Below are 12,319 nucleotides of genomic sequence, written 5' to 3' on the forward strand. Positions count from 1 at the left end.
ACAGATAACAAAAATAACAACGAGCGCCCCCACCATGTCGACATCCGCCACGCGACACGTCCGTTTCCTGCATCCGCTGCTTTGCCCGGTAAACCTCTACGGTAAGTTGCCGCCCCCCCTGGTCAGCTGACCCCGGCTCCTCAAGCACGTATCGACTGGCCCATTCCGGGCTGGACACCTACCGCCCATAACCTGGCGCCTGCGCGCAACGGGACGGGCTGCCACACCCTCAGGGAGCACAACAATAATGAAAATCGGCCAGACCCTTCCCCTTCCCCTTGCACTGCTCGGCGCCAGCGTCTTCGCTAGCCTGCCTGCCACCAGCCAGGCAGAGGGCTTTGTCGAAGACGCCAAAGCCACGCTCGGGCTGCGCAACTTCTACATCAACCGTAACTTCACCAACCCCAGCAACCCGCAGAGCAAGGCCGAGGAATGGACCCAAAGCTTCATCCTCGACGCCCGCTCCGGGTTCACCCAAGGACCGGTCGGCTTCGGCGTGGATGTGCTGGGCCTGTGGTCGGTGAAACTCGACGGTGGTGGCGGCACCTATGGCACCGGGCTTCTCCCACGCCATGACGATGGCCGCCCAGCCGATGACTACGGACGCCTGGCAGTAGCGGGCAAGGCGCGGATCTCCAAGACTGAACTGAAGATCGGTGAGTGGATGCCGGTGCTGCCAATTCTGCGCTCGGATGATGGCCGCTCACTGCCGCAGACCTTCCGCGGCGGGCAGATAACCTCCAACGAATTCGCCGGCCTGACCCTGTACGGCGGGCAGTTCCGTGGTAACAGCCCACGCAACGACGCCAGCATGGAAGACATGAGCTACGGCGGCGCGCTGTCTGATCGCTTCAACTTCGTCGGCGGCGAATACACCTTCAACCAGAAGCGCACCCTGATCGGCTTGTGGAATGCCGAACTCAAGGACGTCTACCAGCAGCAATACGTGCAGTTGAGCCACAGCCAGCCGCTGGGCGCCTGGACCTTGGGCGCGAACCTCGGTTATTTCCACGGCGACGACGACGGCGCAGCACGCGCAGGACAACTGGACAACAAGACCTGGTCGGGCATGTTCTCGGCCAAGTACGCCGGGCATACCTTCTGGGTTGGCCTGCAACGGGTAGATGGCAACACCTGGATGCGGGTCAATGGCACCAGTGGCGGCACCCTGGCCAACGACAGCTATAACTCCAGCTTCGACAACGCCGAGGAACGTTCATGGCAGCTGCGCCATGACTTCAACTTCGTCACCGTCGGGGTGCCGGGGCTGACGCTGATGAACCGCTACATCAGCGGCGACAACGTGCACACCGGCGCGGTAACCGACGGCAAGGAATGGGTGCGCGAGACCGAACTGGCCTACGTGATCCAGAGCGGGGCGTTCAAGGACTTGAGCGTGAAATGGCGCAACTCGTCGATTCGTCGCGATTACAGCAACAACGAGTTCGACGAGAACCGACTGATTTTCAACTACCCGCTGTCGTTGCTGTAACTGGCGTTTGGCCAAGCGGGCGCGGAAAAGCCGCGGCCCGCTTGGCAGACGAGACACAGCAGCCTGGCCCGAATGCAGCATTGACAACGCCTGAAAGCGCTGCCGATAATCTTAGTCATACGACAACTTACAACAACAAACAATACGAGCCCGCCATGACCACCACTCCCCTCAAGCGCCTGCTGCTCACCGGAGCCGCAGGCGGCCTGGGCAAGGTCCTTCGCGAACGCCTGCAAGGCTACGCCGACGTCCTGCGCCTTTCCGACATCAGCCCCATGGAGCCCGCCCGCGGCCCGCACGAAGAAGTCGTGACCTGCGACCTCGCCGACAAGGCGGCCGTACATGCTCTGGTCGAAGGCGTGGACGCCATCATCCACTTTGGCGGGGTCTCCACCGAACACGCCTTCGAGACCATCCTCGGCCCCAACATCTGCGGGGTATTCCATGTCTACGAGGCCGCGCGCCAGCATGGGGTCAAGCGCATCATCTTCGCCAGCTCCAACCACACCATCGGCTTCTACCGCCAGGACGAGCGCATCGACGCGCACTCGCCACGCCGCCCGGACAGCTACTACGGCCTTTCCAAGTGCTACGGCGAGGACATGGCCAGCTTCTACTTCGACCGCTACGGCATCGAGACCGTGAGCATCCGCATCGGCTCGTCGTTCCCGCAGCCACAGAACCCTCGCATGCTCTGCACCTGGCTGAGCTATGACGACCTGGTGCAACTGATCGAGCGCGGACTGTTCACCCCCAACGTCGGCCACACCATCGTCTACGGCGCCTCCAACAACCGTACGGTGTGGTGGGACAACCGTTACGCCGAACATTTGGGCTATGCGCCCAAGGACACCTCCGAGGTGTTCCGCGCCGCCGTCCAAGCCCAGCCAGCGCCCGCCGCCGACGACCCGAGCATGGTCTACCAGGGCGGCGCCTTCGTCGCGGCCGGCCCCTTCAACTGATCGACCCCAGAGGGGCTGCCCATGACGTGCGAACTGATCCTCGACGCCCGCAACGGCACCGGCGAGAGCCCGGTGTGGCACGCCGGCGAACAGGCCCTGTACTGGGTCGACATTCCCGCCCGCCAGCTGCACCGCTGGCGCCCGGCAGACGGCGCACATCAGGTGTGGCAAGGCGACGAAATGCTCGCCTGCATTGCCCGCGGCCCGCAGGGCTGGATTGCCGGCATGCAGAGCGGCATCTTCGAACTGCACGCGCAGGCCGACGGGCGCCTCGCCCAGACGCCGTTGGCCAGCGTCGAACATGCCCAGCCCGGCATGCGTTTCAACGACGGGCGCTGTGACCGCCAAGGCCGTTTCTGGGCTGGCACCATGCAAATGGACATGCAGCAGGGCGCCAGCGTCGGCGCCTTGTACCGCTATGACGGCGAACATCGACTGCATGTGCAGCACGGCGGGATGATCGTGCCCAATGGCCTGGCCTTCAGCCCAGACGGCAGGCGCATGTACCTGTCCGACTCGCACCCGGACGTGCAGCAGATCTGGGCGTTCGATTACGACACCGACAGCGCCACCCCCTACAACCAGCAGTTGTTCGTCGACATGCGCGACTACCCCGGCCGCCCGGATGGCGCTGCCATCGACCAGGATGGCTGCTACTGGATCTGCGGCAACGACGCTGGGTTGATCCACCGGTTCACCCCACAGGGGCGCCTCGACCGCTCGCTTGAAGTGCCGGTGAAAAAACCGGCCATGTGCGCCTTCGGTGGCGCCGACCTCGACACCCTGTACGTCACCTCTATCCGCCCTGCGAACACCGATCTCGGCGACCAGCCGCTGGCGGGCGGGGTATTTGCCCTCAATCCTGGCACCAAGGGCCTGGAGGAGCCTGCCTGGCAAGGCTGAACGCTGCGGCCCACACACTTGCACGACCGAAACCAGATAATAAAAACCACGGAGTTTCACCATGACCTTCAAACGCAAGCTGCTTCTTGCCGTACTCCCCCTGACCTTCAGCCTGGCCATGCCGGCCTCGGCGCTGGACATCAAATTCGCCGAGATCCACCCCGCTGGCTATCCCACCGTGGTCGCCGAACAAAACATGGGCAAGAAGCTCGAGCAGGCCACCAATGGCGATATCACCTTCAAGATGTTCGCAGGTGGCGTACTCGGCTCGGAAAAGGAAGTGATCGAACAAGCGCAGATCGGCGCCGTGCAAATGACCCGCGTCAGCCTGGGTATCGTCGGCCCGGTGGTACCGGATGTGAACGTGTTCAACATGCCGTTCGTGTTCCGCGACCACGCCCACATGCGCAAGGTCATCGACGGCGAGATCGGCCAGGAAATCCTCGACAAAATCACCGACTCCCCATTCAACCTGGTGGCCCTGGCCTGGATGGATGGCGGCTCGCGCAGCCTCTACACGAAAAAACCCGTGCGCAGCCTGGAAGACCTCAAGGGCATGAAGATCCGCGTGCAGGGTAACCCGCTGTTCATCGACATGATGAACGCCATGGGCGGCAACGGTATCGCCATGGACACCGGCGAGATCTTCAGCGCCTTGCAGACCGGGGTGATCGACGGCGCCGAGAACAACCCACCGACCCTGCTCGAACACAACCACTACCAGAGCGCCAAGTACTTCACCCTGACCAACCACCTGATCCTGCCGGAGCCGGTGGTGATGTCCAAGACCACCTGGAACAAACTCACCCCCGACCAGCAGGCGCTGGTGAAAAAGGTCGCCCGCGAGGCGCAGATGGAAGAGCGCGTGCTGTGGGACGCCAAGTCCGCAGCCAGTGAAGAAAAGCTCAAGGCCGCCGGCGTCGAGTTCATCAGTGTCGACACCAAGCCGTTCTACGACGCCACCGCCCCGGTACGCGAGAAGTACGGCGCGCAGTACGCCGACCTGATGAAGCGTATCGACGCCGTACAGTAACTTCGCCCCTTCCCAGACGACCCTGGCAGTGCGGCGAACGCCGCACTGCCGTTTAGGTGACGCCTATGAAATCGCTTCTCCTCAGCGTGAACGACACGCTTTACCGCTGCTGCATCTGGATCGCAGGCCTGTCGATCCTGAGCATGGCGCTGATCATTCCCTGGGGCATCTTCGCCCGCTACGTCCTGGGTACCGGCTCCAGCTGGCCAGAGCCGGTGGCCATCCTGTTGATGGTGGTGTTCACCTTCATCGGGGCCGCCGCCAGCTACCGCGCTGGCGCACACATGGCAGTGACGATGATCACCGACCGCCTGCCACCACTACAGCGCCGGCTGGGCTCGGTGCTGGTGCAAGTGCTGATGGTACTGGTCTGCGTGTTCATGACCTGGTACGGCACGCAGCTGTGCATCACCACCTGGAACCAGTCGCTGGCCTCACTGCCGGGCGTGCGAGTGGGCATGACCTACGCGCCGATTCCACTGGGCGGCCTGCTGACCTTGGTGTTCGTGCTGGAAAGGCTCCTGCTGGGCGATCAGAGCGAACGCAAAGTGATGCGTTTCGACCAACTCGAAGAACGCGAAGGAACGGCATAAATGGACGCAGTCATTCTGTTGGGCAGCTTCATCGCGTTGATTCTGGTGGGCATGCCGGTGGCCTATGCCCTGGGCCTGTCCGCGTTGATCGGCGCCTGGTACATCGACATCCCGTTGCAGGCGATGATGATCCAAGTGGCCAGCGGGGTTAACAAATTCTCGCTGCTGGCCATCCCGTTCTTCGTGCTGGCCGGCGCGATCATGGCCGAGGGCGGTATGTCGCGTCGGCTGGTGGCCTTCGCCGGGGTACTGGTGGGGTTCGTGCGTGGTGGGCTGTCGCTGGTCAACATCATGGCCTCGACGTTCTTTGGGGCCATCTCCGGCTCATCGGTGGCCGACACGGCCTCGGTGGGGTCGGTGCTGATCCCGGAAATGGAACGCAAGGGCTACCCGCGCGAGTTCTCCACGGCGGTAACCGTCAGCGGTTCGGTGCAGGCGCTGCTGACCCCACCCAGCCACAACTCGGTGCTGTACTCGCTGGCTGCTGGCGGTACGGTGTCGATCGCTTCGCTGTTCATGGCCGGGGTGATGCCTGGGCTACTGCTCAGCGCGGTGATGATGGGCCTGTGCCTGATCTTCGCCAAGAAACGCAACTACCCCAAGGGCGAGGTGATCCCACTGCGCCAAGCGTTGAAAATCGCGGGTGAAGCGCTGTGGGGCCTGATGGCCATGGTGATCATCCTTGGCGGTATTCTTTCCGGGGTGTTCACCGCGACCGAATCGGCAGCCGTGGCAGTGGTGTGGTCGTTCTTCGTGACCATGTTCATCTACCGCGACTACAAGTGGCGCGACCTGCCCAAGCTGATGCACCGCACGGTACGTACCATCTCCATCGTGATGATCCTGATCGGCTTTGCCGCAAGCTTCGGCTACGTGATGACGCTGATGCAGATCCCCTCGAAGATCACCACGGCGTTCCTGACCCTGTCGGACAACCGCTACGTGATCCTCATGTGCATCAACTTCATGTTGCTGCTGCTGGGCACGGTGATGGACATGGCGCCGCTGATCCTGATTCTCACCCCGATCCTGCTGCCGGTGATCACCGGCATCGGCGTGGACCCGGTGCACTTCGGCATGATCATGCTGGTGAACCTGGGTATCGGGCTGATCACTCCGCCAGTAGGCGCGGTGCTGTTCGTCGGCTCAGCCATCGGCAAGGTGAGCATCGAATCGACGGTCAAGGCGCTGCTGCCGTTCTACCTGGCACTGTTCCTGGTGCTGATGGCGGTGACCTACATCCCAGCCATCTCGCTGTGGCTGCCTAGCGTCGTCCTGTAATCCCGTACGCCCGGTAGGCGCGGCCTCGCTCGCGCCTACGGGGCGGCGGAGCACTGGCGAGCTTTTCTGCGAATGGACCCTGCACATGGCTGTGACCGCTTCTGCCCCACCACTATTGCCCCGCAAGCTGGCCATCGCGCTGTTGGCACTGCTGGCCTGCTCGTTCGCCGCCAACCACATCGCCGCACGCATCGCTTTCGATGACGGTACCGGCGTGTTGCTGGCAATCCTCTGCCGCTCGGGCATCACTTTCCTGGTCCTGGCCTGCCTGCTGATGTGGCAGCGCCAGGCGCTGGGCCTGCCGCGTGGCACACGGCGCTGGCAACTGCTACTGGGCCTGCTGATCGCCACCCAGAGCCTGTGCCTGTATTCGGCAGTGGCACGCATTCCGGTGGCCCTGGCGCTGCTGGTGGGCAATACCTTCCCGATGCTGCTGGCGCTGCTCACTTGGGCCCTGGGTGGTGCGCGTCCCACTGGCCGCACCGTGCTATTCATGGGCCTGATCCTCTGCGGCCTAGTGCTGGCGCTGGATGTGCCGGCACGTCTGGCCGACGGCGCTGAGGCCAACCCGCACTGGGCGCTGGGCGTGAGCCTGGCCTTTGGCGCGGCCTGTGCGTTCGCCTGCGGCCTGTGGATAACCGACCACAAACTGGCCGAGGTGCGCGGCCCGGTGCGCAGCTTGCTGACCTTGCTGATCGTGTTCACCAGCATGCTGGTGGCCGGCGCCAGCGGCGTGATGCCTGCGGGCTTATCACCTCCGACCAACCCTGCCGGCTGGGCGGCCCTGGCCAGCCTGGTGGTGCTGTACGGCGTGGCCTTCACGTTGCTGTTCGTCTGCGTGCCACGGCTGAACATGGCGCAGAACGCACCGGTGATGAACGTCGAACCCATCGCCACCTTGCTACTGGGCTGGGCGTTGCTCGACCAGCAGCTGGGTAGCCTGCAACTGATCGGCGGCGCCGTGGTGGTGTGCGGCATCGTGCTGCTGACCTACCGCCGAGCCAACTGACCCCTGTGTGACAAGGAGCCTTCGATGGCCGTGCCCCTGCTGCACCTGCAAGACCGCCTGACCCGCTTGAGTCTGGCCCCCGACATAGGCGCCAGCCTGGTCAACTGGACGGCGAAGCGCACAGGGCAGGCCCTGCTGCGCCACAGCGATGCCGCAGCGCTGGCTGCCGGCACCCCACGCCGCCTGGGCTGCTACCCCTTGGTGCCTTGGTCCAACCGCATCGGCGAAGGGGGCTTTGCTCGCCCCGATGGCTGGCAGGCCCTGCCCCGCAACACCGAGCACGACCCCTATCCGATCCACGGTAGCGCCTGGCAGCAGGCCTGGCACGTCGAGCACCACAGCGAGCAACGCGCGCGGCTGACTCTCGAAACCCAGGTGCCGTTCGCCTACCGGGCGACGCTGGAGGTGACGCTGCATGAGGGCTGCCTGAACCTGGCGCTAGAGGTGACCGCGCTGGGCGAGGTAGCGAATTGGTTTGGCCTGGGGCTGCACCCCTACTTCCCGCGCCACGCCCAGACCCGCTTGCAAGCGGCGGCGCAGCATGTATGGCTGGCTGAGCAGGATCAGTTGCCGTCGCGCCAGGCTTCGCTGCCCGATGACTGGCAGTTCGAGCCCATGGGCCCGTTACCTGCCAGAACAGTCGATCATGGCTTCGGGGGCTGGCCAGGACACTGCATCATCGAACAACCGGGCTATCGCCTGCGTTGCAGCGCCAGCGGCACCGAGCACTTTCTGCTGTTCTGCCCAGAGGGCAAGGATTTCTTCTGCTTCGAGCCGGTCAGCCACCCGGTCAATGCCCATCACTTGCCAGGGCGGCCAGGCTTGCGGCTGTTGCAGCCAGGGCAAGACATGAGCTTGGGGTTCAACGTGCAGTACCAGCCTGAGTGAACACGGTGCCTGTGCGGCCCATCGCGGGGTGTTCCACGATGGGCCGCAGCGATTATGCCAACGCCTCAGCGCTCACCGGCACAGCCGGCTTGGCCGGTTCGGCCAACACCTCGCGCGCCACCTTCCACACCAGCAACGCGGCGATCACGTCGAACACTGCCAGCACCACGAACAGCGGGCTGTAGCCGATTTGCGTGACCAGCACGCCGAACACCAGGGTGAACACCGCCGCCCCCAGGTAGCCGCACATCCCACCCATGCCGGTGGCGGTGGCCACCTGGTCCTTGCTGAAGGAGTCCGACGTGATCGAATACAGTGCTCCAGACAGCGTCTGGTGAGCGAAGCCACCGATGCACAGCAGAAGAATGGCAGTGTAGGGGCTTTCCACCAGGCCGATGCAGGCCGGCCCGATCATGCAGCTGGCACCGAACACCAGCACCATCTTGCGCGAGGTGAACAGCGAGACCTTGAAGTAACGATGGAACAGCGGGCTGAGGTAGCCGCCCAGCACGCAGCCGATATCGGCCGCCAGGAACGGCAACCAGGCGAACATCGCCACTTCCTTGATGTTCATGTGTCGCTCGGTCATCAGGTACAGCGGAATCCAGGCGTTGAAGGTCTGCCAGGCCGGCTCCGACAGGATGCGTGCCGAGGCGATGGCGTAGAAGTTGCGGGTCTTGAAAATCCGCTTCCAGGCGCCCTTCTCACGGGCTTCTTGTTTGAAGTGCGCTTCCTGGCCAGACAGGATGTAGTCGCGCTCCTCGTTGCTCAAGCGCTTCTGGTCCCGCGGGTGCTTGTAAAGCAGCATCCACAGCAGGGTCCAAACGATGCCAGAAACGCCCACCAGCACGAATGCCAACTGCCAGCCACTGTGCAGGATCGCCCACACCACCAGCGGTGGCGCCAGCAATGCACCGAGGGAAGAACCGATGTTGAACCAACCAATGGCCACCGAGCGCTCCTTGGCCGGGAACCATTCGGTGGTCGCCTTGACCCCGGCCGGCAACCCGGCCGCCTCGGTCATGCCCAGCAACCCACGCATGAATGCCATGCTCTGCCAGCCCGAGGCCAACGCCGCGCCCGCACAGGCCACCGACCATGCCAGGGCGAACACGGCAAAACCCAGCTTGGTGCCGATGAAGTCGATGAACCAGCCGGCGATCGGCTGCATCAACGCGTAGCAAACCTGCCAGGCGGCGACGATCTTGGCGTATTGCTCGGTACTGATGGAAAGGTCGCTCATCAAGGTGGGCGCGGCCACCGACAGCGTGTTGCGGGCGAGGTAGTTGACGACGAGTCCAGCCGTGACAAGGCTGACCATCCACCAACGGATGCCTTTGATCTTCATGGTTCACCTGGCTTTTGTTTTTAGAGGTGTGGTGATTTGGCTCAAGGACCGGCAGGGTCAATTGAGACAAATTGTTTCAACAAGGAGAGTAACAAGTGATAGGTCGTCGTACAACATAATCTTGTTCGCGACGCTACGGCCTGAAAATCGGATAAATCCACATTGGTTGTACGATCACATCATCCCGTACAGGTCGATTAACCGGTGATGGGTGATCGCCTTGGCTTAAGCCCGCATAAACGGTTGTGGGCACAGCTCGACGTCTTGACGCCCATCAGGCCCTTGCTGAAAAGCCACGACGGCATCTCATTTTTTTGTGGGCCGAGCCGATAGCTTTCCAAGTGCTGAACCGCCCATCCTCTGGAGACCGCCCGTGAATGTAAGAAACCTCAACTTGGCGCCCCGAGCTGCGCTTTTTTTCTCGCTGATCGTAGCGCTCGTGGTTGTGCTGGGTATTTTCGCAGTGGTCCAGATGAGCAAGCTGCGTGACATCGAAAAAGACGTCGAGCAGAACTGGATGGCCAGTATTCGCCAAACCGCGATAATGAACGCTTCGATGCTTCGCCTGCGCTTGGAAACGCAGCGCGCGCTGGCGGACCCGCAAAGCCTGCAGAAAACCATCGCAAACTTTCCTGACTATCGTCAGGTGATGGCAAATGCCGTCACCAATTACGAGCCGCTCATTGCCAGCGATCAGGAGCGCACCTTGTTCTCTGCCGTGAAAACCAGCGCGCAGGCCTATCAACAGCAGTTGGATCTGCTCGAGCCCATGATGCAGGCTGGCGACATTCCCGGGGCGGTCAACCTGGTCGCCACACGTATTCGCCCGTTGACCAGCGGCATGGAAGAGCAGATCCAGGCACTCACCGACTTCAACAACAAAGGTGCCGCGCAAGCCGGCGAGACTGCGACCAACATCTATTCATCAGGTCGCTGGCTGGTTATCGCCATCATTGTCGCAGTGGTGGCGCTGACGATCGGCCTGGCCTTGGTGCTGACCCGAAGCATTACCTCGCCAATCAGTGCTGCATTGTCCGTGGCCGAGCGCATCGCCAACAGCGACCTGTCGAAGGACGTGCAGGCCAGCGGGACCGATGAAGCCGGCAGACTGCTCCAGGCATTGGCGCAGATGCAGCAAAACCTGCGCAATACGATTGTCCAGATATCGGACTCTTCGACACAGCTGGCCTCGGCCTCCGAGGAAATGACAGCGGTCACGGAAGCGTCGAGCCGCGGCCTGGTCGCGCAAAACGACGAGGTCAATCAAGCCGCGACGGCAGTGACCGAGATGAGCGCAGCGGTGGATGAGGTCGCCCGCAATGCAGAATCCGCCTCTCAAGACTCCAAACGTACCCAAGGCTTTACCCAAAGCGGCCAGGAGCGGGTCGCGCAGACCTTGAAGTCGATCCAGCGCCTGAGCGGTAACGTCGAGCAGACCAGCGAACAGATCCAAGGGTTGTCGGAGCGCGCGCAAGATATCTCCAAAGTCGTGGAAGTCATCCGTGGCATTGCCGAGCAAACCAACCTGCTGGCCCTCAACGCGGCAATCGAAGCGGCACGCGCGGGTGAACAGGGGCGTGGCTTTGCAGTGGTCGCAGACGAAGTCAGGGCGTTGGCGCATCGCACCCAGCTGTCGACGCAAGAGATCGAGCAGATGATCGCGACGATTCAAGCCGACTCCGAGAATGCCGTGCAGGCGATGAACACCAGCCGTGACTTGGCCAACCAGTCTTTGGGTATCGCCCAGCAAGCCAGCAGTTCCCTGGATGAGATCGCCAGCGCGATCACGCAAATCAATGAGCGTAACCTGCAGATCGCGACGGCGTCTGAAGAGCAATCGCATGTAGCGCGTGAAGTGGACCAGAACCTTTTGCGCATCCGCGATCTCGCCTCGCAAAGCGCCGCCGGCGCGAGCCAGACCGCAAGCGCGTGCAGCGAGATGTCGCAATTGGCGGTCAACCTCAATCAACTGGTCACGCGTTTCGTGGTCTGACCCACCCGTGCCTCACCCGGCGAACGCATGACAGCCGTTTGCCGGAGGATCAGCGGGCACCTTCATGGGGGCCACTTGCCGAAGGCAACGTGACCCCGTGATACAGCTTTCGGCGCCACGCGCACAATTGCTTGAAGCAGATGCATCCAAAATGAAACCTGGCGGGTAGTGCTTATCAGGCAGCCGACAATTGGCTGGCCCATGACCCCACAGGAGTTCATCACATGCGCATAAAACCCGCTTTCTCCGTATTGGCCGCCTGCTGCATGCTGGGCGCTGCGAGCGCCCATGGGCAATCGGCGCTACCCGAGGCAGTCAAGGTGCCCGATGGCCACCGCGTCATGCTCGAAACCGTCGGCGTCGGCGAAATTACCTATGAATGCCGCGACAAGGCCAATTCGCCCGGCCAGACCGAGTGGTTCTTCGTCGGCCCCAAGGCGGTGCTCAATGACCGCACCGGCAAGCCTGTGGGGGACTACTTTGGTCCGCCGGCCACTTGGCAGGCCAAGGACGGTTCGAAAGTGACCGGTACGCAGCTTGCGGTGGCACCTGCGGCCAAAGGCGATATTCCGTACCAACTGGTCAAGGCCAACCCCGCTGAAGGCAAAGGCGCCATGCAGGGGGTCAGCTATATCCAGCGCCTCGCTACCCGGGGTGGGGTGGCGCCGGCCATGGACTGCACGGCGCAGAACAAAGGCACGCAGCAGGTCGTCAAGTACCAGGCCGATTACGTGTTCTGGTCGGCCAAATGACCGGGGCCTAGCGGCAGTGCGGCGATTGATCATCTACGCTCTTGGGCGAGCCCCTGGCCAACAGG

General features: G+C 62.7%; 11 protein-coding genes. 10 read left to right on the plus strand and 1 reads right to left on the minus strand.

The genetic code is table 11. The features are described 5' to 3' along the window. The first annotated feature begins 247 nt into the window (after window positions 1-247). The 8 genes from FEM01_RS17585 (at window position 248) to FEM01_RS17620 (ending at window position 8,161) form a co-directional block, all read left to right on the plus strand. On the plus strand, window positions 248-1,492 hold the full coding sequence (locus FEM01_RS17585) for an OprD family porin (RefSeq protein ID WP_138220755.1): 1,245 nt from the start codon (window positions 248-250) through the stop codon (window positions 1,490-1,492). Window positions 1,493-1,647: 155 nt separating this feature from the next. After that, on the plus strand, window positions 1,648-2,454 hold the full coding sequence (locus FEM01_RS17590; RefSeq protein WP_138220756.1) for an NAD-dependent epimerase/dehydratase family protein: 807 nt from the start codon (window positions 1,648-1,650) through the stop codon (window positions 2,452-2,454). Between the two features lie 21 nt (window positions 2,455-2,475). Then, window positions 2,476-3,357 carry a glucurono-1,5-lactonase gene (locus FEM01_RS17595; protein WP_138220757.1) on the plus strand — a complete coding sequence of 294 codons (882 nt, stop codon included), beginning with the start codon at window positions 2,476-2,478 and terminating at the stop codon, window positions 3,355-3,357. 61 nt (window positions 3,358-3,418) lie between these two features. Next, on the plus strand, window positions 3,419-4,390 hold the full coding sequence (locus tag FEM01_RS17600; protein WP_138220758.1) for a TRAP transporter substrate-binding protein: 972 nt from the start codon (window positions 3,419-3,421) through the stop codon (window positions 4,388-4,390). Window positions 4,391-4,455: 65 nt separating this feature from the next. Then, entirely contained in the window at window positions 4,456-4,983 is a 528-nt protein-coding gene (locus FEM01_RS17605; RefSeq protein ID WP_138220759.1) for a TRAP transporter small permease, read from the plus strand. After that, a complete protein-coding gene (locus FEM01_RS17610; RefSeq protein WP_138220760.1) occupies window positions 4,984-6,264 on the plus strand; it encodes a TRAP transporter large permease in 1,281 nt (426 codons plus the stop codon). It begins immediately after the preceding gene. A gap of 85 nt (window positions 6,265-6,349) precedes the next feature. After that, window positions 6,350-7,273, plus strand: coding sequence for an EamA family transporter (locus FEM01_RS17615; RefSeq protein ID WP_138220761.1), 924 nt, complete (start codon window positions 6,350-6,352; stop codon window positions 7,271-7,273). Between the two features lie 24 nt (window positions 7,274-7,297). Beyond that, complete coding sequence (locus FEM01_RS17620; protein WP_138220762.1) at window positions 7,298-8,161, plus strand: aldose 1-epimerase; 864 nt, start codon at window positions 7,298-7,300, stop codon at window positions 8,159-8,161. A gap of 52 nt (window positions 8,162-8,213) precedes the next feature. On the opposite strand, the gene FEM01_RS17625 is transcribed toward FEM01_RS17620, so the two are convergent. Then, on the minus strand, window positions 8,214-9,509 hold the full coding sequence (locus tag FEM01_RS17625) for an MFS transporter (protein WP_138220763.1): 1,296 nt from the start codon (window positions 9,507-9,509) through the stop codon (window positions 8,214-8,216). A gap of 373 nt (window positions 9,510-9,882) precedes the next feature. Here FEM01_RS17625 and FEM01_RS17630 point away from each other — a divergent pair, with 373 nt between their 5' ends. Continuing rightward, window positions 9,883-11,502, plus strand: a complete 1,620-nt coding sequence (locus FEM01_RS17630) for a methyl-accepting chemotaxis protein (protein WP_138220764.1) — start codon at window positions 9,883-9,885, stop codon at window positions 11,500-11,502. A 224-nt stretch (window positions 11,503-11,726) separates the two neighbouring features. Next, the gene (locus tag FEM01_RS17635) at window positions 11,727-12,254 is read left to right on the plus strand and encodes a DUF3455 domain-containing protein (protein WP_138220765.1); all 528 of its coding nucleotides are present in this window, start codon (window positions 11,727-11,729) and stop codon (window positions 12,252-12,254) included. Window positions 12,255-12,319 lie beyond the last annotated feature (65 nt).

The sequence above is a fragment of the Pseudomonas mosselii genome, assembly GCF_005796105.1.
Taxonomy (GTDB): Bacteria; Pseudomonadota; Gammaproteobacteria; order Pseudomonadales; family Pseudomonadaceae; genus Aquipseudomonas; species Aquipseudomonas mosselii_C.